The sequence below is a fragment of the Nesterenkonia alkaliphila genome, assembly GCF_009758175.1.
In the GTDB taxonomy this organism is placed as follows: domain Bacteria; phylum Actinomycetota; class Actinomycetes; order Actinomycetales; family Micrococcaceae; genus Nesterenkonia; species Nesterenkonia alkaliphila.
Genome location: NZ_WRPM01000064.1, coordinates 20,753 through 40,801, shown reverse-complemented (window position 1 = coordinate 40,801; position 20,049 = coordinate 20,753). Strand labels below are relative to the sequence as shown.

At 66.4% G+C, this 20,049-nt stretch carries 20 protein-coding genes and 1 pseudogene; 15 read left to right on the top strand and 6 right to left on the bottom strand.

From position 1 onward, the window contains the following. The first annotated feature begins 101 nt into the window (after nt 1–101). Both GNZ21_RS08890 and GNZ21_RS08885 read left to right on the top strand, forming a co-directional pair. The gene (locus GNZ21_RS08890) at nt 102–1,331 is read left to right on the top strand and encodes a sensor histidine kinase (RefSeq protein ID WP_157323430.1); all 1,230 of its coding nucleotides are present in this window, start codon (nt 102–104) and stop codon (nt 1,329–1,331) included. Continuing rightward, nucleotides 1,328–1,966, top strand: a complete 639-nt coding sequence (locus GNZ21_RS08885; RefSeq protein ID WP_157323428.1) for a response regulator — start codon at nt 1,328–1,330, stop codon at nt 1,964–1,966. The genes GNZ21_RS08890 and GNZ21_RS08885 overlap by 4 nt, the downstream gene beginning before the upstream one ends. A gap of 113 nt (nt 1,967–2,079) precedes the next feature. Here the strand turns inward: GNZ21_RS08885 and GNZ21_RS15955 are convergent, their stop codons facing one another. Further along, a complete protein-coding gene (locus GNZ21_RS15955; protein ID WP_232532773.1) occupies nt 2,080–2,466 on the bottom strand; it encodes a CPBP family glutamic-type intramembrane protease in 387 nt (128 codons plus the stop codon). Between the two features lie 26 nt (nt 2,467–2,492). Then, nucleotides 2,493–2,924 (bottom strand): hypothetical protein, encoded by a 432-nt coding sequence (locus GNZ21_RS15950; protein ID WP_229659585.1) that lies wholly within the window; start codon nt 2,922–2,924, stop codon nt 2,493–2,495. 80 nt (nt 2,925–3,004) lie between these two features. On the opposite strand from GNZ21_RS15950, the gene GNZ21_RS08875 reads away from it, so the two are divergent. After that, nucleotides 3,005–3,664 carry a TetR/AcrR family transcriptional regulator gene (locus GNZ21_RS08875; protein ID WP_157323424.1) on the top strand — a complete coding sequence of 220 codons (660 nt, stop codon included), beginning with the start codon at nt 3,005–3,007 and terminating at the stop codon, nt 3,662–3,664. A gap of 63 nt (nt 3,665–3,727) precedes the next feature. Here the strand turns inward: GNZ21_RS08875 and pheT are convergent, their stop codons facing one another. Together pheT and pheS are read right to left on the bottom strand one after the other, a co-directional pair. Then, the gene (gene pheT, locus GNZ21_RS08870; RefSeq protein WP_157323422.1) at nt 3,728–6,265 is read right to left on the bottom strand and encodes a phenylalanine--tRNA ligase subunit beta; all 2,538 of its coding nucleotides are present in this window, start codon (nt 6,263–6,265) and stop codon (nt 3,728–3,730) included. 3 nt (nt 6,266–6,268) lie between these two features. Beyond that, a complete protein-coding gene (pheS, locus tag GNZ21_RS08865) occupies nt 6,269–7,324 on the bottom strand; it encodes a phenylalanine--tRNA ligase subunit alpha (protein ID WP_157323420.1) in 1,056 nt (351 codons plus the stop codon). 180 nt (nt 7,325–7,504) lie between these two features. Between pheS and GNZ21_RS08860 the strand changes: the two genes are divergently transcribed. The 8 genes and pseudogenes from GNZ21_RS08860 to GNZ21_RS08825 form a co-directional block, all read left to right on the top strand. After that, the gene (locus tag GNZ21_RS08860) at nt 7,505–8,884 is read left to right on the top strand and encodes an FAD-binding oxidoreductase (RefSeq protein ID WP_157323417.1); all 1,380 of its coding nucleotides are present in this window, start codon (nt 7,505–7,507) and stop codon (nt 8,882–8,884) included. A 24-nt stretch (nt 8,885–8,908) separates the two neighbouring features. Next, nucleotides 8,909–9,334, top strand: coding sequence for a GlcG/HbpS family heme-binding protein (locus GNZ21_RS08855; protein WP_157323414.1), 426 nt, complete (start codon nt 8,909–8,911; stop codon nt 9,332–9,334). Nucleotides 9,335–9,337: 3 nt separating this feature from the next. Next, complete coding sequence (locus GNZ21_RS08850; protein WP_157323412.1) at nt 9,338–10,111, top strand: electron transfer flavoprotein subunit beta/FixA family protein; 774 nt, start codon at nt 9,338–9,340, stop codon at nt 10,109–10,111. Between the two features lie 5 nt (nt 10,112–10,116). Continuing rightward, nucleotides 10,117–11,094, top strand: coding sequence for an electron transfer flavoprotein subunit alpha/FixB family protein (locus GNZ21_RS08845; protein ID WP_157323410.1), 978 nt, complete (start codon nt 10,117–10,119; stop codon nt 11,092–11,094). Then, on the top strand, nt 11,091–12,794 hold the full coding sequence (locus GNZ21_RS16190) for a cytochrome b/b6 domain-containing protein (protein ID WP_157323408.1): 1,704 nt from the start codon (nt 11,091–11,093) through the stop codon (nt 12,792–12,794). Before GNZ21_RS08845 ends, GNZ21_RS16190 begins: the two co-directional genes overlap by 4 nt. Nucleotides 12,795–12,932: 138 nt before the next feature. Further along, nucleotides 12,933–14,738, top strand: a complete 1,806-nt coding sequence (locus GNZ21_RS08835; protein WP_188503778.1) for an L-lactate permease — start codon at nt 12,933–12,935, stop codon at nt 14,736–14,738. 127 nt (nt 14,739–14,865) lie between these two features. Beyond that, nucleotides 14,866–15,240, top strand: coding sequence for a LexA family protein (locus GNZ21_RS08830; RefSeq protein ID WP_229659584.1), 375 nt, complete (start codon nt 14,866–14,868; stop codon nt 15,238–15,240). Then, nucleotides 15,237–15,443: pseudogene (locus GNZ21_RS08825) on the top strand (Y-family DNA polymerase); the annotation flags it as partial. The gene GNZ21_RS08830 and the pseudogene GNZ21_RS08825, both read left to right, overlap by 4 nt. A gap of 102 nt (nt 15,444–15,545) precedes the next feature. Here GNZ21_RS08825 and GNZ21_RS08820 read toward each other — a convergent pair. Beyond that, nucleotides 15,546–15,935, bottom strand: a complete 390-nt coding sequence (locus GNZ21_RS08820; RefSeq protein ID WP_010155367.1) for a heavy metal-responsive transcriptional regulator — start codon at nt 15,933–15,935, stop codon at nt 15,546–15,548. A gap of 104 nt (nt 15,936–16,039) precedes the next feature. Between GNZ21_RS08820 and merA the strand changes: the two genes are divergently transcribed. Then, nucleotides 16,040–17,464, top strand: coding sequence for a mercury(II) reductase (gene merA / locus GNZ21_RS08815; protein WP_010155368.1), 1,425 nt, complete (start codon nt 16,040–16,042; stop codon nt 17,462–17,464). 20 nt (nt 17,465–17,484) lie between these two features. Further along, the gene (gene merB, locus GNZ21_RS08810) at nt 17,485–18,135 is read left to right on the top strand and encodes an organomercurial lyase MerB (RefSeq protein ID WP_010155369.1); all 651 of its coding nucleotides are present in this window, start codon (nt 17,485–17,487) and stop codon (nt 18,133–18,135) included. Nucleotides 18,136–18,203: 68 nt separating this feature from the next. On the opposite strand, the gene GNZ21_RS08805 is transcribed toward merB, so the two are convergent. Further along, nucleotides 18,204–18,461 carry a hypothetical protein gene (locus GNZ21_RS08805; protein WP_044494765.1) on the bottom strand — a complete coding sequence of 86 codons (258 nt, stop codon included), beginning with the start codon at nt 18,459–18,461 and terminating at the stop codon, nt 18,204–18,206. Between GNZ21_RS08805 and GNZ21_RS08800 the strand changes: the two genes are divergently transcribed. Next, entirely contained in the window at nt 18,461–18,979 is a 519-nt protein-coding gene (locus tag GNZ21_RS08800) for a TlpA family protein disulfide reductase (RefSeq protein WP_006947551.1), read from the top strand. The genes GNZ21_RS08805 and GNZ21_RS08800 overlap by 1 nt on opposite strands. A gap of 3 nt (nt 18,980–18,982) precedes the next feature. Next, nucleotides 18,983–19,903 (top strand): cytochrome c biogenesis CcdA family protein, encoded by a 921-nt coding sequence (locus GNZ21_RS08795; RefSeq protein ID WP_006947554.1) that lies wholly within the window; start codon nt 18,983–18,985, stop codon nt 19,901–19,903. Nucleotides 19,904–20,049 lie beyond the last annotated feature (146 nt).

Here is a 20,049-nt window from a genome sequence, read left to right as displayed (position 1 = left end):
GTCCGGCTACATCGCTCAACGCGCCGAATAAAACCTGCCCTCAATAACGCACGTCCACCGACAACTGTGCCCCTATGGCCCCGGCTCCCTACACTTCTGCTATGGCCATCACACTGACCTCAGTAGCTCCCCCTGGCGCCGTGGAACGCGTGCGGACCTGGTTCACTGAGCGTCCCAGGATGGCCGACGCCGCACTGTCTGTGGCTCTGATGGTGGTGCTGGGGTGGATGATTCAGGCTGAGCAGGGCGGGTTCCGAGTGCCCGACACTCTGGCCTATGTCTGCGCTTTCGCCCTGGGTGCGCTGCTGATGCTTCGGCGCAGCTTTCCGCTGCTGGTGCTGTTCCTGAGCTTGGTCATCCTGCTGGCCTACAGCAGTCTGGGCTATCCCAATATCGGCCTGGGGATCCCATTGGCCCCTGCTCTCTACTCCGCGGCAGAGCGGCATCGACTGCGCTGGCCGGTGACCATCGTCGGACTGCTGCTGTTCCTCATTTTCGCCGCAGGCCTGGCAGCAGCGTATGTGCGCGAGACTGACACGCATCTGCTCTCACTATTCATCTACACATTGGCCCCGGAGATCGCGTTGATGGCAGCAGTGATCGCCCTGGGCGACAGCCTCCGTTCGCGGCGGGAACTGGCAGAACGCTCAGCCCGTGTCATCGAGGCCACTGCCCAGCAGGAGCGTGCCCTGGCCCAGGCCGTGGCAGCCACTGAGCGCGCGGACATCGCCCGGGAACTTCACGACACTCTGGGCCACCAGACCACAGTGATCTCCATGCACACCGACGTTGCCGCTGAGGCCCTCCCCCACAAGCCTGAAGCTGCCCAGCGCGCGCTGAGCGTGATAGCGGATACCAGTCGGCAGATGATGAGCCAGCTCAGAGACACGGTGCAGACCCTGCGTGAGCACGAGGTGCGCCCACCTCTGCTGTCCATCCGCGCCCTGGAGACCACAGTCTTTGCCAACTCCCCGCTGGAGATCGATGCTGATATCGCTGTTCCCCACCAGTACCAGCACAATGTGGAGGCCGCCGCCTACCGGATTGTCCAGGAGGCCCTGACCAACACGGCCAAACATTCAACTGCGGGCACTGTCCAGGTGCAGATCCGGCCGCAGGGCAGCAGCCTCGAGGTGAAGGTTTGCGACCCGGGTCCCCCGCGCGGGCAGCTCGGCAGCATCAGCTCAGGCATGGGTATTCTGGGGATGAAGGAACGCGTCGCTGCTCTGGGCGGAACCCTCGAGGCCGGGCCTAAGGACCTCGGGTTCCAGGTCCGAGCTCTGCTGCCGGTCAGCGCAGAATCGTGGCAGAAGGAGGCCGCCCCGGCATGATCCGTGTACTGCTGACAGATGACCAGCACCTAGTCCGCGCCGGGCTATGCGCCCTGTTGGAGAATGACCCCGAGATAGAGGTGGTCGGCGAGGCCTCCGATGGCCAACAGGCGCTGGAATTGGTCCAGACGCTTGACCCGGATGTGGTGCTGATGGATATCCGTATGCCGGGGATGGACGGGCTGGCGGCCACGCGCCGGATCAGGGAGGACGACGCCGCCCCGCCGGTTCTGATTCTGACTACTTTCGACGACGACGAGGAGGTGACCGGTGCCCTGAGAGCCGGCGCTGCCGGCTATCTCCTGAAGGACACCCCGGGGAGCCGGTTGCGGGAGGCCGTTCATGCCGTGGCCGCAGGAGAGAGTCAGCTCTCGCCGCAGATCATGCGCAAGCTGATGGACCGGGTTGCTGAGGAGAAACCTCAACCGGCTGCCCAGAGCTTCTCTGCTCTGACCGAGCGCGAGCTCGAGGTGCTGACCGCAATCGCCCAAGGCCGGAACAACGCAGAGATCGCCGCCGAGATGTACCTCAGCACCGCCACGGCCCGCACCTATGTCAGCCGGATCCTTACCAAGCTCGATGCCCGAGACAGAACTGAACTGGCCATCATGGCTCATCGCGCCGGTTTAGTGTGAGCATGCAGCACGGCCACTGCGCGCACGTAGAATTCCACGGTATTCGTCACGGGGTGGGAGGCTCCGTGAACTGAGCCTACGCCGCTGTTGTGCTGAGCACCCTGGCATCCCGGTCACTTAGGCAGACGGCCACCCGTGGTGCGATAGACCCAGGTGACGAGCACGGCGTCGACAATTAGCCAGATCGTCCAGGAGATCGCCATGTATCCCCAATACCCGCCCGCCGGCATCTCACGCAGGGGTTCCATGAAGTTGTACTGGACCATCTGGAAAAGGTTGTTGAACAGCGCGTGGGCAAAGACCGCAGGCCAGACGCTGCCGGAGAGGTAGCGCAGAGCGCTGACCAGGACAGCCGCGAGCAGCAGGTCTACGGTCTTGGCCATGACGTCGCGTCCGTCGAGCTCCCCGGCGGAGGCGAGCGCGAGGATCAGGGGAAGGTGCCATAGCGCCCACAGTCCACCGATAAGTGCGGTTGTCGCAGCGAAGCCGCGTGGTGCCAGCAGAGTGGTGAGGTATCCCCGCCAGGCTAGCTCCTCTCTCCAGCCACCGGGAGCATGAACACCATGACGACCGGAAGGGTGAGAATCGCTGCCAGGGCAGCGCCCTGTGCCCAGCGCAGTTCGATGACTCCCGCCGCGCCCGAGACCAGCAGCGGAACCAACGCCGTAATGGCCAGGGCACCGAGTGCCACCAGCGACATCGCCGCGATCCTGCGGGTCCGGCCCCGAAGGCGAACCCCGGACGCGGCCCACAGTGCCCATCCGGGCTCGTCCGCCGCGCCGGCGGCCGCGCGCGGTCTCCTGGAGCGGTAGATCAGGTGCAGAACCACGATCGCCAGGAACGGCACCCATTGGAACACCGGAGTCAGCACGGTGAGGTAGGCAGGATCCGCACCGGCATAGACAGGCGCGGTCGCCAGGCACACAGCGGCCATCACGATGACGGCGAATGCAATCATAAACGGCACCACTCTGGGGCGCCCAGGCGACAAGTTTGTACACTGTACAGATTCCATAGTGCTAATAGTAGAGTGAGCTCATGCCGCGAACAAACGGCGGAAGGCGAAGACCCGGCCCGCGGAGCGACCTATCGACCGAGACCGTGCTGGCGGCGGCCACGGAGCTGCTTGAGCGCGAGGGGATTGCGTCGTTCAGCCTTCGGGGTGTAGCCCGTGAGATCGGTGTCGCGCCAAACGCGCTCTACACCTACGCGCGATCGCGAGACGATCTGCTCGAGAACATCGCGGATAGGGCGTTGCAACGACTCGACCTGACACTTCTCGAAACCGGCGTAGCCAGGCCTGGTGATTCAGACGAGGAGGTGCCGGCGCGTACGCGTGTGGTCGATTTCGCCGCCCACGTGCTGGCCGAGCTCCGTGCGCATCCAGCCATCGCCCGGGTACTGTTCGACCGCCCGATCGGCGGCCCAGGAGCCTACCGGCTGAATGAGGCGCTAATCGGCTCGATCCATGCGTGCGGGCCGAGTGTCCCCGTTGCGGCACGCATCGCTCACGCTCTGACAGCTCTGGTCTTCGGTCACGCGATCATCGAGGTCACCGACGACGCACGGACCGTATGGCCATCACCACCAGACCCGCAGACGAATCCACTCACTGTGGCGGCCGCCGTACCCGTTCCTGAGATTGAGGACGTCATCCGGTGGTCGGTAGAGAACCTGCTCATCGGCTGCGGCTGCTGAACCGAAGGCGCAGCTCGGGGAGTCTCCCCAGAACTACTGGTTCGTCAATGCATTCGCGGGATTTCAGCCGCGCTGCACGGCTCCGTGGCGTTCGGCGGCCAGGGCTACGGCAGCGGCTCGGGCCTCGGAGGCTTCCTCAGCGGTGAGCGTACGGTCCGCGGCGCGGAAGCGCAGGGCAAAGGCCAGGGACTTCTTGCCCTCGCCAATGCCCTCACCGGCGTAGACGTCGAAGAGTTCGATACCCTCCAGCAGCTCACCGGCGCCCTCAGCCAGGGTGACCTCAAGCTCTCCTGCGGTCACCCTCTGGTCAACCACCAGTGCCACATCCTGGGTGGTGAGCGGGAAGGTGCTGATCGGCTCAGCGGTCACCTGATCTGCTGCAGCAGACAACAGCTCCTGCAGATTCAGTTCCATAACGCTAGTGCGCTCGGGAAGATCCTCCGCCTCAATCACCTTGGGATGCAGTTCTCCGGCATAGCCAACAGAGCTTCCATTCAGTTTCAGCTCGGCGGTGCGCCCGGGGTGGAAGGCCTGATGGGCACCCTGGGCCACCTCGAGCTCTACATTCAGCACCTGCGCCACCTGATGTGCAGCCTCCAAGGCATCCGCCCAGTCCCGGGGCCGGCCAGCTGCACCAAGTTCCGCAGCTGGTTCCGAGCCGGTCAGCGCCACTGCAATATGCAGCGGCTGCTCCGGAATTCCAGACTTCAGGCTCTGAATCACCGCCTCGCCCGGATGCGCGCCCAGTCCCGGGAGCTCCGCGGAACCCTGCCGATCACCGGGCAGGAACACTGCCCCGGTCTCGAACAGGGCGAGATCCTTGAAGCCGCGAGAGGTATTCCGACGCAGTGCGTCTAGGAGCCCGGGCAGCAAAGTAGTGCGCAGTGTGGGGTACTGGGCAGCAATCGGATTCGCCAGGGTGACCAGCGGCAGCGGCTGTTCAACATCAGCTCGGCCGAACAGCTCATTGGCCTCAACGGAGTAGAACGGGTAGTTCAGCACCTCGGTAAACCCAGCACCGGCCAGACCGGCAGAAACGGTACGACGCCGCCGCTGCTGTGCAGTCAGCCCACGCCCGGCAGGTGCCACCGGCAGCCGGGAGGGGATCTGGTCATAGCCGACCAGGCGGGCGATCTCCTCCACCAGCGCCTCGGGGATGGTGATGTCCGGGCGCCAGCTGGGTGGGGTGACCAGCAGGGCACCATCCTGCTCACGAACCTCGGCACCGATATCAGTCAGGGTCTGGGTGATCTGCTGGAGCCCATAGGGCACCCCGGTGATCCGCTCCGGCAGCTGCGGGTCCAGGACGATGGGCTCGGGCAGAGCCGGCTCACCCACCTGGGTGGCCGCACCGGTGTCGGTGCCCCCGGCGAGTTCCACCAACAGGTCCGCGGCGCGCTGGGCGGCCACTGCCTGCAGCTGGGTGTCCACCCCGCGCTCAAAACGCTTGGAGGCCTCGGAGGGCAGCTTATGGCGCCGCTTGGAGCGGGCCACCGTGATCGGGTCGAAATGCGCGGCCTCAATCACAATGCTCGTGGTGGAATCACTGACCTCGGTGGAGGCCCCGCCCATCACCCCTGCGATGCCGATGGGCCCGGAGTCATCGGTGATCAGCAGGTCCTCGGGGTGCAGCTGGCGCTCCTTGTCATCAAGGGTGGTCAGCTTCTCCCCCGCTGCGGCCCGGCGAACCCGGATGGGGCCGGTGAGCTTATCGGCGTCGTAGAAGTGCAGCGGCTGGCCCAGTTCCAGCATCACGTAGTTGGAGATGTCCACCGCCAGGCTGATCGGGCGCATTCCGGCCAGCCGCAGCCGGGATGCCATCCAGGCCGGGGTCGGTGCTGCGGCGTTGACCCCGGTGACAGTGCGGGCTACGAAACTGCTGCAGCCTGGCACCGAGTAGATGGGGGCGGCGTCGTCGATCTCCACCGGGTAGCCGGGCTCAGTGCTCTCGGGCAGGGTGACCAGCGATGCCGGGTCAGTGAACTCGGTCCCGGTGGCGTGGCTGTACTCCCGGGCCACCCCGCGGATGCTGAAGGCGTAGCCGCGGTCAGGGGTCACATTGATCTCAGCAGCAGTGTCATAGAGGCCCAGCAGCTCCATGGCGTCAGTGCCGGGCTCGGGATCCAGCCCCAGGGTGGAGAGCACCAGGATGCCGTCGTGGTCCTCGCCGATGCCCAGCTCCTTAACCGAGGCGATCATCCCTGCCGAGAGGTGACCATAGGTCTTGCGAGCGCTGATCCGGAAGTCCCCCGGCAGCACGGCCCCGGGCAGGGTCACCACCACCTTGTCACCGACCTCGAAATTGTGCGCACCGCAGACGATGCCCTGCACCCCTTCAGGGTCGATCCCGTCCCCGGTGAGACTCTGCTGCTGGCCCTGCGGGACCACCCGGACCTGGCACCAATTGATGGTTTTACCGTTGGACTGCGGCTCAGGGGTCTTCTCCAGCACCTCACCGACCACGATCGGGCCGCTGAGCTCGGCGGCGTGGACGCCCTCCTCCTCCAGGCCGACCTTGACCAGATCGGCCATCAGGTCCTCGGCGGTGCCGGTGGCCGGGAACTGGGTGTACTCCCGGATCCATGACAATGGGATACGCATGCCTCAGACCTCCTGTCCGAATCGGTGGCTGAACCGGATATCGCCTTCGATCATGTCGCGCATATCGGGCACGCCGTTGCGGAACATCAGCGTCCGCTCCACACCCATGCCGAAGGCGAAGCCGGTGTATTCGGGGTCCTCGATGCCGGCGGCGGCCAGCACATTGGGGTGGACCATGCCACAGCCGCCCCATTCCACCCAGCGGGCTCCGCCCTTGGCCTGCGGATCCCAGACGTCCATCTCTGCGCTGGGCTCGGTGAACGGGAAGTAGCTGGGGCGCAGCCGGATGGCGGCCTCAGGGCCGAACATCGCACGGGCAAAGTGCTCCAGGGTGCCCTTGAGATCGGCCATGGTCAGGCCCTTGTCCACGGCCAGACCCTCGAACTGGTGGAAGACCGGGGTGTGGGTGGCGTCCAGCTCATCGGTGCGGAAGGTCTTGCCGGGGCAGAGCACATAGACCGGCAGCTCGCGCTCCAGCAGGGAGCGGACCTGCACTGGGGAGGTGTGGGTGCGCAGCACCAGATGGGAGTCCCGGGGCTCCACGTAGAAGGTGTCCTGCATCTCGCGGGCAGGATGGTCGGGATCGAAGTTCAGCGCATCAAAGTTGAACCATTCAGACTCCAGCTCCGGGCCCTCGGCGATCTCCCAGCCCATGGCGGTGAAGACATCGGCCACCCGTTCCTGCAACAGATTCAGCGGGTGTCGGGCACCCAGGGTGCGACGCCGCGGGGCGGCAGTGACGTCCACCGCCTCCTCCACCAGTACCCGGGCAGCGTGCTCAGCCTCTAGGACCTCGGTCCGTGCTGCCAGGGCTTTCTGCACCCGGCCGCGAGCGGCGCCCAGCAGGCTGCCCGCCTGCTTCTTCTGGTCCTTCTCCAGGTCCTTGATCTGCCGGTTGGCCAGCACGATAGGGGCCTTGTCCCCGGTGTGGGCGAGCCTGGCCTCCTTGAGCTGCTCCAGGTCTGCAGCGGCGTCGAAGGCTGACAGTGCTGCGGCAACGGCCTGCTCAATAGCGGCCTCATCGAGCGGGTGCGGTGTCTCGGCGGGGGTGGGGGCCATGCTGCTCCGTGGTGGGTGATCTTCAGGGTGGTCGGGGTGATCCTGGCACAGTTTATGCCCTCGGAGTCCGCATTGCAGACTCGATGACACAGTGACTGGGCTCACGGTGCTACGTTGCTCAGAAGCATCCAGTCCAGGCCGCAGCGCTGCTGCAGCACCACTGAACAAAGGAGACTCTGAATGTCAGTAGAGGCACTCGTCAGTGCACTTCCGGAGGGAAGAGTGGTCACCGATCCGGCCACGATGGAGAACTACCGGTGGGACCGGGCGAATGATCCCGATGCCGGGACCCCGGCTGCCGTGGTGCGCGCCGAGTCCACCGAAGAGATCCAGACCGTGGTGCGCTTTGCCGCTGAGCACAACATCCCGGTGGTGCCCCGCGGGGCAGGATCCGGACTCTCCGGGGGTTCCACTGCGGTCAACGGGGGGATCGTGCTGTCGATGGAGCGGATGCGGGAGATCCGCATCGACCCGCTGACCCGCACCGCGGTGGTCCAGCCCGGAGCATTCAACGCCGAGGTCAAGGCAGCCGCAGGTGAGCATGGCCTCTGGTACCCGCCGGACCCCTCAAGCTTTGAGTTCTGCTCCATCGGCGGGAACATCGCCACCAACGCCGGCGGTCTGTGCTGTGTGAAGTACGGGGTGACCACCGATTACGTGCTGGGGCTGAAGGTGGTGCTGGCCGACGGCCGTGCCGTGCAGCTGGGCGGGCCCACCCTGAAGGATGTGGCCGGACTGGATCTGACCAAACTGTTCATCGGCTCCGAGGGCACCCTGGGGGTGATCTCCGAGATCACGCTGCGGCTGATCCCCGCCCAGCGGCCGCCGACAACCCTGGTAGCCACGTTCAAGACACTGGACGACTCCACCAACGCGATCCTGGCGATCTCCTCCAAGATGCGGCCTTCTATGCTGGAGTTCATGGACAGGCCCACCATCAACGCCGTGGAGGATGCCACCAAGATGGGCCTGGACCGGGAGGCCGAGGCGATGCTGGTCATCCAGTCCGATGAGCCGGCAGAGTTCGCCACCAAGGAGATCGAGCTGATCGAGGCGCTGTGCAATGAGCACAATGCCGATGAGGTCTTCTACACCGCCGACCCGGAGGAGGGCGAGGCCTTTGTGGTCGCCCGCCGGATGGCGATCCCCGCAGTGGAGCAGAAGGGCGCCCTGCTGCTGGAGGATGTGGGCGTGCCGCTGCCCCGGCTGGGTGACCTAGTGCGTGGGATCGCATCCATTGCCGAGGCCCATGACATTGTCATCGCGGTGATCGCCCATGCAGGCGACGGCAATACCCACCCGCTGCTGGTGTTCGATCCCACCGATGAGGACCAGAAGCAGCGGGCGCATACCGCCTACGGCAAGGTGATGGACCTGGCTATTGAGCTCGGCGGCACCATCACCGGTGAGCACGGGGTGGGCCGGCTGAAGCGGCCCTGGCTCTCCGACTACATCGGTGAGGACGCCCTGGAGCTGAACCAGCGGATCAAACGCGCCCTGGACCCTGCCAATATTCTCAATCCGGGCGCCGTGCTGGACCCGGCCACCCTGACGCCCTGACCCTGACATCCTGAAGGAGTGACTGTGTCCGTTTACACCAATATTCCCGCCATCACCTACACCAAGGCCGCCGAGGCTGTGCAGCACAGCATCGAGATCGGTGCCGAGCGGGGCCTGAAGCTCTGCGCCACTGTGGTCGACCCCGCCCTGGGCCTGGTGGCCTACGGCCGCGCAGACGGGATGACCCCGCACAGTGTGGAGACCTCCCGCCGGAAGGCCAATACTGCGGCCTCCACCCGAAAACCCTCAGCAGCTGTCAACCCTGAGCTGGCCACCGCCATGGAGAACGGGACCGGCGGAGTGCTGACCCGCATTCCGGGCGGGGTGCCGATAGTATTCGATGGTGTGCTGGTAGGCGGCCTCGGTGTGGCCGGGGGCCCGCCGGCGCAGGATGCTAAAGTCGCTGCGGCAGTGCTGGAGGCGCTGGGCGCGGACACGCTAGGAGACTGATTGATGAAGATTGTGGTGCTGGTCAAGGAGGTACCTGACTCCTACGGGGAGCGGAAGCTGAATCTGACCACAGGTCTGGCGGATCGTGAGGCAAGCGAGAAGGTCCTCGATGAGATCACCGGCCGGGCTGTAGAGGCAGCGGTGTCCTATGCAGAGTCTGCTGATGAGGTGGAGATCGCCCTGCTGAGCATGGGTCCGGAATCAGCGGAGTCCACTCTGCGCAAGACTCTGGCGATGGGCGGGGATTCGGCGCATCACGTAGTGGATGAGGCCCTCTTGGGTGCTGATCTGACCCTGACCGCGCAGGTGCTGGCTGCTGCGGTGCAGAAGATCGGCTTCGATCTGGTCATCGCCGGGGATGCCTCCTCCGATGGTGCTGGCGGGCTGCTCCCGGCGATGGTCGCGGAGCAGCTGGGGGTGGCTCATGCCACCAGTCTGGATTCCCTGCAGATCAGCGCTGAGGCGGTCACCGGTGAGCGTGCTGGTTATGGGGGTACGGTGAGTGTGCAGGCTCAGCTGCCTGCGGTGGTCTCAGTGACCGAGCGGCTGCCTGACCCCCGGTTCCCGGGTTTCAAAGGAATCATGCAGGCTAAGAAGAAGCCGCTTGAGACCTATTCCCTGGCGGACCTAGGGGTGGACGCTTCAGCTGATGTGCCGCGCTCGATTATGCTCTCGGTCTCCCAGACTCCGGCCCGCACGGCTGGGGAGAAGATCACAGATGAGGGTGATGCCGGTAAGCGGTTGGCTGAGTATCTGATCGAGAAGAAGGTGGTCTGAGACCGATGGCTGAGCAGAATGTTCTGGTATTCCTTCCGGTGCTGCCCTCCGGCGAACTGGTGGGCAGTGCCGCCGGGCTCTTAGGAGCCGCCGCGCAGCTGGGCACCCCAGTCGGTGTACTGGTGGCCGGTGCTGGTCAGGGTCAGGCCGCTGCCCAGGCCGCCGGCGAGCTCGGGGCCGCGAAGGTCTATCTCACCGAGAACGACGACGCCCCCACCACCTTGACTGCCCCAGCACTGGAGGCAGTGGCCGCCGCCTGGGAGGCCACTGACCCGGAGGCAGTGCTTGTGCCCAATGACATTGACGGCCGCGATATCGCTGCCCGGCTGGCGGTGCGCACCTCATCTGCTGTGGCTGCCGATGCGGTAGGCGTTCACCGCGATGCCGAGGGGGTGGTGGCTGAGCATTCTGTCTACGGCTCAGCGTTCACCACGGAATCGGCTCCCACTCACGGTGCGCTGATCATCACGCTGCGCGAAGGCGCCGTGGAGGCCCGTGCTGAGGCTGCCCAGCCTGAGGTAATCACCCTGGATGCTGCGCAGCCAAAGTCTGCAGCAGCTGTGATCACCGGCTTTGCTGAGAACGTGGAGGCCTCGTCCCGGCCGGATCTGCGCAGCGCCAAGATTGTGGTCTCTGGTGGGCGCGGACTGGGCTCTAAGGAAGGGTTCGGGCTGGCTGAACAGTTGGCCGATGCCCTGGGTGCCGGCCTGGGCGCATCCCGGGCTGCCGTGGATGCCGGCTATGCCCCGTATTCGCTGCAGGTGGGCCAAACCGGAGTCAGTGTGGCCCCGGATCTCTATATCGCCCTGGGGATCTCCGGTGCAGTCCAGCACCAGGCTGGAATGCAGACGGCCAAGACCATTGTCGCGATCAATAAGGACCCGGAGGCTCCGATCTTTGACATCGCGGACTTCGGGATCGTCGGCGATGCCTTCGAGGTGGTGCCCCAACTGATCGAAACCATCAAGGCCAAGGCACAGTGACCCCCAATCCGCATCACCGCCGCCGAGGCCTGCCCCGCACCGAGGCCGAAGCCCAGGCCCGCGCAGCACAACCAGCACCGGCTCCCCCAGCCTCGAATTCTGCAGCCCCGGATCCCGCGGATTCGAATTCCGCACCGGCTGCCGAAGCCGAAGCTGCGGTGAGTCAGTCTTCGGAACCCAAGCCCAGTACCACTGCAGCGAGCCAGCACAGCGCAGCAGGGGCAGCTCCGCGCCGCCGCCAGGGCCTGCCCCGGACTGAGGCCGAGGCAGCGGCACGTGCCGCGGAGCCGGAGACTGCAGCACCAACACCAGTCGCAGCAGCACCAGCGCCAGCCGAGGCTGCCCAGCCAGCCTCGGCCCGGCCGGCCTCTGCTCAGCAGTCCCCGGCCACTCCAGAGCCCCAGCCGTTCACAGCCGTGGGCCTGCCCCCACACCGGCCCGGCCGCCGCCGGGGCCTGCCCAGGTCCGAAGCAGAAGCTGAAGCCCGCAAGGCAGAGGCGCAGAGATCTGCACCGGAGCCCGAGACTCCCGGGGCCGAAGCACCTGCACCTGCATCAACGCCTGCACCGACACCAACACCAGCTCGGCGCCGCGGCCTGGGCGCCACCCCTGTCCCGGCGCCCGCGGCGGAACAGTCCCAGGACCTTCTCACCGGCAAGCCCGCTGGGAAGGTTTCCGAGGCGGCCGGCGCTCTGGCCTCGGGCACCCCTACCCCTACCCCGGCCGAAGCCAAGGCTAGTGCCGGTGCCGGTGGCGGTGGTGGAGTCTCTGTCGCCCCAAAACCCCAGCGCGCACCGGCGCGGACCCTTGCGGGCAGGACCCTGCGCCAATGGGGTGTGCTGGCAGCTGCTGGAGCCGGCGGCGTCGTCGTACTGGCCGTGATACTGGTGCTCAGCGCCCGGTGGTTCCTAGGCACCTCCGCCGGTACCAGTTTCCTGGAGTCCTATCCGGGTCAGTATTCCCAGCCTGATGCGCCACGGGGGTATCCGTGGTGGCTGAACTGGGCCCATTTCTTCAATGCGTTCCTGATGATTCTGATCATCAAGACCGGCATCCAGATCCGCACCGAAGCCCGGCCCCAGGCGTATTGGACCCCTAAATGGAATAAGAAGCGCAAGATCAGCCTGACCATCTGGCTCCACCAGTGCCTGGACCTGCTCTGGGTGCTCAACGGGGTCATCTTTGTGATCCTGCTCTTCGCCACCGGCTACTGGGAGCGGGTGGTGCCCACCAGCTGGGATGTCTTCCCCAATGCGCTCTCCGCCGGGCTGCAGTACGCCTCCCTGGACTGGCCCACCCATGGCGAATGGGCCCACTACAACTCCCTGCAGGAGTTGGCCTACTTCACCACTATCTTCATCGCCGCACCTCTGGCGATCCTCACCGGAGTTCGGATGTCCGGGCTGTGGCCTGCCAATAACCAGGCCCTGAACAAGGCCTTCCCCGTGGAGGCGGCCCGGGCGGTGCACTTCCCGGTGATGATCTACTTCACCGCCTTCATCCTGGTCCATGTGATCCTAGTCTTCGCCACCGGAGCCCTGCGCAACCTCAACCTGATCTACACCGGTCAGGACGCCACCAACTGGGCCGGCTTCTGGCTCTTCGCACTCTCCCTAGCAGTGATCATCGCAGCGGCATTGGCCACCCGAGCACTGGTGGTAGCGCCCATCGCCTCGCTGTTCGGGCGGGTAGGCCGATAACAACGGCTCGGGTCCGCATGGCGGACTCGCCCTACCGCACCGGGACTGTGATGTGTCACACTCCACATGTCGTGAGGTGAGTCATTTCTTCCTGGTGAGCTCGATGGCGGGCTTGCACCGTGAAAGGCGGTTATCAGCGTGGATAACTTGGCAGTTCTGAGCCTTCTGGCCATTGCGCCGATACTTATTGCCGGAATCCTGCTGGCCGGATTCCGCTGGCCGGCGAAGTTCGCGATGCCGATCAGCTATGTGGCGGCGCTGGTTATCGCTTGGGGAGCCTGGGAGATGCAGCCCACTGCGCTGGCCGCTGCCTCTTTGGAAGGCCTGATCGTGGCCGGCACCCTCCTCTACATCGTGTTCGGGGCCCTGCTGCTGCTTTCCACGGTGACCGTCTCCGGTGCCATGGACCGCATCAAAGCTGGGTTCAACCACATCTCCCCTGACCGGCGCATCCAGGCGATCATCATCGGCTGGCTCTTCGGCAGCTTCATCGAGGGTGCCTCCGGCTTCGGCACTCCGGCAGCAGTGGTCGCCCCCCTGCTGCTGGCCATGGGGTTCCCCGCCATGGCTGCAGTCGCGGTGGGCCTGATCATTCAATCCACGCCAGTGAGCTTCGGCGCGGTGGGCACCCCCATGGTGGTCGGCGTGGGCAACGGACTGGGCGAGACCTCCCCCGGGGTGACCGAGCATATCGAGGGCTTGGGGCTGAGCTATACCGAATACGTGGCCCAGATCGGCTTCCAGACCGCGCTGCTGCATATGGCGGTAGGCATTCTGATTCCGCTGATCCTGGTCTGCCTGCTCACCGGATTCTTCGGCGAGAAGCGCAACTTCGCCCTGGGCCTGAAGGTCTGGCCCTTCGCGATCTACGCCTCGCTGGCTATGACCATCCCCTCAGTCACCGTGGCCTACTTGCTGGGCCCCGAATTCCCCTCGCTGATCGGCGGCTTGGTGGGCCTGGCCCTGGTGATGTTCACTTCCTCCAAGGGCTTCCTGATGCCCAAGGAGACCTTCGACTTCGGCCCCCGCGCCGCCTGGGAGGAGCGTTGGATGGGCCGGATCGCCCCGGGCGAGGTCAAGGAGACCGGTGAGGCTCCCAAGATGACTCTGGTGCGCGCTTGGTCCCCCTACGTGCTGCTGGCCGCCATCCTGGTGATGACCCGGCTGATCGAACCGCTCAATGAGTTCCTCACCACCCCGGGCCGCACCCAGTTGGCCTTCACCAATATTCTCGGGGTTGAGGGGATCAATGCGAGTGTCGATCTGTTCTACTCCCCCGGGTTCATCCTGATTCTGGTCTCGTTGATTGCCTACCTGATCTACCGGATGAACGGCGGGCAGATCGCCACCACCTGGAAGGTCTCCGCCAAGCAGCTCGCCGCCACCGCAGTGGCCCTGCTCTTTGCGGTGCCGATGGTCCGGGTGCTTATCCAGTCCGGAGCCAATGAGTCCGGTCTGGAGTCCATGCCGGTGGTACTGGCCCAGGGTGTGGCAAATGTGGCCGGTGACACTTGGCCGTTCTTTGCTCCGTTCATCGGGGCCCTGGGGGCCTTTGTGGCCGGTTCCAACACGCTGGCCAACCTCACGTTCACCCAGTTCCAGTGGTCCACGGCCAATACCATCGGGGCCAGCCCTGAGACCGTAGCCGCGGCCGGTGCCGCAGGCGGTGCCGGCGGCAACCCGATCGCCATCCACAATATTGTGGCGGCCTCGGCCACAGTGGGTCTGTTCAACCGCGAGGGCGACATCATCCGTAAGACCGTGTGGATCACGCTCTACTACTGCATGGCGGTGGGCTCAGTGGCCTTCCTGGCAGTCAACGGCTTCGGCCTGAACTTCGGCACCGGCACCCTGATCCTGCTGATTGCCGGGCTGGTGGCCCTGGGCTACTGGGCGGTCCGCCGCGGCGACTCCCGCGCCGTACAGCTGCCCGCACAGCACTGAGCAATAAGGAAGGTACGACGACGCCGCCCACCCCTTGTATTCGTAACTATGTTCGATGCATACTGGGCGGGTGAGAGTATCTGAGCTGAGAGCGGTGGCATCATCGGCAGCTGCAGCGGAGCTGCCGATGATGCCTACTGCTGTGCCGGCAGGCTTCCCCTCTCCGGCCCTGGACTTTGTGCACGAAAGCATCAATCTCCAGGAGCACCTGATTCACGACCCTCCGGCTACCTTCATCGCAAGAGTCAGCGGGGATTCGATGACCGGTGCTGGGATCAGCGATGGTGACCACCTGCTGATCCGCAAGGGAACCCGGCCGCGTGACGGCGATGTGGTGGTTGCTGTCCTGGACGGCCAGTTCACCGTGAAGCGGCTGCGGCTCACCGCGGACGGGGTGCTGCTGGAGGCCGCGAATCCTGAGTACCCGGACATCCAGGTGCCGGAGCTCTCCGAGCTCGCGGTCTGGGGTGTGGCCTATATGTGTCTGCACAGCCTGCGATGACTCAGCACTTGGTGGCGCTGGTCGATGTCAACAGCTTCTACGCCAGCTGCGAGCGCATCTTCGACCCGGCCCTGACCGGGAAACCGGTGGTGGTGCTGTCCAATAATGACGGCTGCGCAGTAGCCATGAGCCCGGAGGCCAAGCGGCTCGGCATCACCGTGGGCGAGCCCTGGTTCAAACTGGCTCCGACCGCCCCCCGGTATTGGTAGTGCGCGTTATTTGATTTGGCGCTATTTGGCGGACGGGGGATTCTGCACGACTTTCCGTTCTCGTCGCTTGGGAGAGCCGAGAGGATTTTCCGTGAGCTACAGGTACCGGCAGACCTGGTCCGCGCTGCACGAGTCGGGGTCGGGCTGCGCGGCGTCGTGCCTGAGCTCGGCGATGGTGTCTCGGAGCGCTGTGAGCTGGGCGATCTGCTGCTCGATCTCGGCGAGGCGCGCGTCGAGGAGATCGCGCACGTGCTCGCAGGGAGCAGCGCCGCCGTCGCGGATGTCGAGGATCTGGCGGATCTGGGCGAGGGTGAGGCCCGCGGCCTGGCCGCGGTGGACGAAGTCGATCCGGGCGGCCGTCTCGGGCGCGTAGTCGCGGTATCCGGACGGCGTGCGCTCGGCCGGGGGCAGCAGGCCCTGCTCCTCGTAGAACCGCAGCGTCTTCGCCGTCGTTCCCGCCCGCTCGGCGAGTTCCCCGATGCGCATCGCAGGCCCCCTTTTCTTTCGGCAGAAGCCTTCTTGACCTTCCCCTGCACTGGAAGGTCCAGTATGGCCGAGAAAGAAGAGAAACCCAAGTGACGGGAGCTGCGATGCCCACGAAGTACGACCTCGCCATCATCGGATCGGGCGGTGGTGCGTTCGCCGCCGCGATCCGCGCGACCACGCTCGGCAAGTCGGTGGTGATGATCGAGCGCGGGACGCTCGGTGGCACCTGCGTGAACACCGGCTGCGTGCCGTCGAAGGCCCTGATCGCCGCGGCCGACGCACGGCACTCCGCGGCCGACGCCGCCGACCGGTTCCCGGGGATCGCGACGACGGCGGGGCCAGTGGACATGCCCGCCCTGATCGCCGGGAAGCAGGCGCTGGTCGAGTCGCTGCGGGGCGAGAAGTACGCCGACGTCGCCGACTCCTACGGTTGGGCCGTCCGCCGCGGCGACGCCGCGTTCGCCGGCACCCCCGACGCACCGGTCCTCCAGGTCGCCGGGGACGACGGGAGCACCGAGACGATCGAGGCCGGGCACTACCTGGTCGCGACCGGCTCTCGGCCGTGGGCCCCGCCGATCGACGGCCTGGACCAGACCGGGTACCTGACCTCGACCACGGCGATGGAGCTGACCGAACTCCCTGAGTCCCTGCTCGTGCTCGGCGGCGGCTACGTCGCCCTGGAGCAGGCGCAGCTGTTCGCCCGGCTCGGCTCCCAGGTCACCGTGCTGGTCCGGTCCCGGCTCGCGTCGAAGGAGGAGCCGGAGGTGTCCAGGACGCTGCAGGAGGTGTTCGCCGACGAGGGCATCCGGGTGGTCCGCCGCGCGCTCCCGACGCGGGTGTCCCGCGACGCCGCGACCGGGCAGGCCGTCGTCACCGCGGACGTCGCCGGCGGCCGGGAGGAGTTCCGCGCCGACCAGGTGCTCGTCGCCCTCGGACGACGACCGGCCACCGATGGGCTCGGCCTCGACAGGGTCGGGGTCAAGACCGGGGACCTCGGCGAGGTGGTCGTCTCCGACCGGATGCAGTCCTCCCACCCGCGGATCTGGGCCGCGGGCGACGTGACCGGCCACCCCGAGTTCGTCTACGTCGCCGCCCACCACGGCACCCTCGTCGCCGAGAACGCGTTCGCCGACGCCGATCGGGCCGTGGACTACGCCCGACTGCCGAGGGTGACGTTCACCGGCCCGGCGATCGGCGCGGTCGGGATGACCGAGAAGGACGTCGTCGCCGCCGGGATCCGCTGCGACTGCCGCGTCCTGCCCCTGCACCACGTGCCCCGCGCACTGGTCAACCGCGACACCCGCGGCTTCGTCAAGATCGTCGTGGACGCCGACACCGGGAAGATCCTCGGCATCACCGCCGTCGCCAAGGACGCCGGCGAGCTCGCCGCCGCCGGGGTCCACGTGCTCGGCAAGACGGTCGCCGAGGTCGCCGACGCCTGGGCCCCCTACCTGACCATGGCCGAGGGCATCCGGATCGCCGCCAAGGCCTTCACCACCGACCCGTCGCTCCTGTCGTGCTGCGCGTGAACGAACTGGAGGAACCCACGATGTCTGACCTCAGCATGCAACTGCCCGAGCGGCTCAGCCGACTGGGAGAGACCGGCCTGCTCATCCCGCTGCTGCGGCTGCTCGCCGACGGTGACCCCGTCACCGTCCAACAGCTGTCCGTGGCTGCGGGCCGCACGATCGACGAGGTACGGCTCGGACTGGCCGCGATGCAGGACACCGAGTACGACGACCAGGGCCGAATCGTCGGCCAGGGCCTCACGCTGCGCCCTACACCGCACCGGTTCACCGTCGACGGTGAGGAGCTCTACACCTGGTGCGCCCTGGACACCCTCATCTTCCCGGCCCTCCTCGATCGCCCAGCGCGCGTGGAGTCCGTCTCCCCGGCCAGCGGAGAGACGATCCGCGTCACCATCGATCCGGTTGCCGGTGTCACCGGCGTCACACCCCCGAGCGCCGTGGTGTCGCTGGTGAACCTGGAGCAGATCACCTCGATCCGCTCGGCCTTCTGCAACCAGGTGCACTATTTCGCCTCCGTCGACGACGCCACCGGGTGGCTCTCTGAGCATCCCGGTGCCGAGGTGGTGTCGGTGGCCGAGGCCTACCGGATCGGCAACGAGCTCACAACGAGCCTGCTCGACCTGCTTCAGGACGACACCCCGGTGGCCGACGACTGTCCCCGCTGCTGTTGACCCGCGACACAGAAGGATTCGAGAACGCTATGACCTCCAAACACGACGACCGAACGCGAGGCGGTGGCCTACTCCTGGGAGCCGGTGCCGTGCTCCTCATGACGATCTGCTGCGCGCTGCCCGTGCTCATCGCCGGCGGAATGCTTACTGGCATCGGCGGGCTCCTTCTCGGCAACCCGTGGGTGATCGGCGTGGGCATTGCGCTCCTCGCGATCGTGCTGCTCGTCGTCGTCCGCCGCCGAACCCGCCGCGGCCGTGTCGAACCTGACTGCTGCCCGCCCACCGAATCCGCTCACCGCACCGACCCGAAGGGCGAACAGAACCAATGATCAGCTCCCGCGCCCGTCGTTCGCTCGCCACCCTCCTGCTCGCAGGCTCGCTCATCCTGACCGCCTGCGGCACCGTTGATAAGGATCCCGTCTCTGCCGAGACTGCCACCGCCGCGACGGTGACCAGCATCGACGCTCAGCGGATCAGCCTGCCCGCCGCCGGGAAGCCCACCGCGGTGTTCTTCTTCTCCGTCGGCTGCGGCGAATGCGTCGGCGGAGTCCGATCCCTCGGTCAGGCGGCAGCCGCGGCCGAGGAGGCCGGCATCGATGCCCAGTTCCTCGCCGTCGACATGGATCCGCGCGAACCTACCGAGACCATTCAGAGGTTCATGGAGTACGTCGACGCCGTGCATGTCCCCGCCGCCATCGACGAGGGCGCGGCGCTGTCCCAGCGCTTCGGGGTCGCCGCGCTGTCTACACTGATCATCGTCGACAGTGACGGACAGGTGACCTTCCGCGCCACCGACCCCGACGCCGATACGATCGTCTCCGCGCTCCACAAGGCCGGGGCCTGAGCGATGGGCGGACTCCTCGCCCTTGCCTTCGCCGCCGGGATGATCGCCCCCGTCAATCCCTGCGGCTTCGCGCTGCTCCCGGCCTGGATCACCCATGCGCTGGGCGACGCCGCCTCTTCCTCAGCCCCGGTGCGCCTGCTGCGCGCCCTACGGGCTGGCCTCGCGCTGACGATCGGGTTTGCGGGCACGCTCGCCTTGGCTGGCGTCGCGGTAAGCGCCGGCGCACGGGGCCTGATCCAGGCCGCCCCAGCCCTCGGCCTCGCCGTCGGGATCCTGTTGGTGCTGCTCGGCGGGGCGATGCTAGCCGGACGCTCTATGTCCCTCCGGCTTCCCGGCATACCCGGCCGCGCAATCGAACGGCTGCCCAGCGCCGTGCGCATGGTCGTCTTCGGCGTCGGCTACGCCGCGGCCTCGCTGTCGTGCACCTTCGGCGTACTCCTCGCGGTCATCGCCCAGGCCCAGGCGACAGCCAGTTTCGTCGGGCTGCTCCTCGTCTTCGCCATCTATGCTGCCGGCTCCGCCACCGTCCTGCTGCTTGTCGCCGTGGTCGCCGCCGTAGCCGGTTCTGTGCTGTCCAGGCGGATCGCCGCCCTGACACGATTCGTTCCCAAGGTCACCGCCGCCGTCCTGATCCTCACCGGCGTCTACCTGGCTTGGTACTGGTTTCCAGTTGTCGTCGGCGATGCCCCTTCCGCAGGGCGCACCGACGTCGCCGCTGTCTCGGCGACGATATCGAACTGGCTCCAAAGCAACACCGGCGTCATCGCCGGCCTGTCTACCACCGTGGTGCTCATCGTGCTACTAAGCGGATTCCTTCATCAACGCCGTCGGAACTCCGGACGGAGGACCGAGGAGGACTGCTGCGACCCTCAGTCGACGCACTCTCCCGGGGACCGGCCGAGCGTGCCGACCGAGCGGCATTGAGCGGCTCCTGCACGTCAAGGTCATACGACGTGGTTGACCGGAACGACGAACTCGGACACCAGACGCCCTCCCACCCGACGCCGATCATCGGACACGGCGTGGGTGTTGTTCGTGGCCTATGTCGAAGGAGAGCGCGGCCACGATCA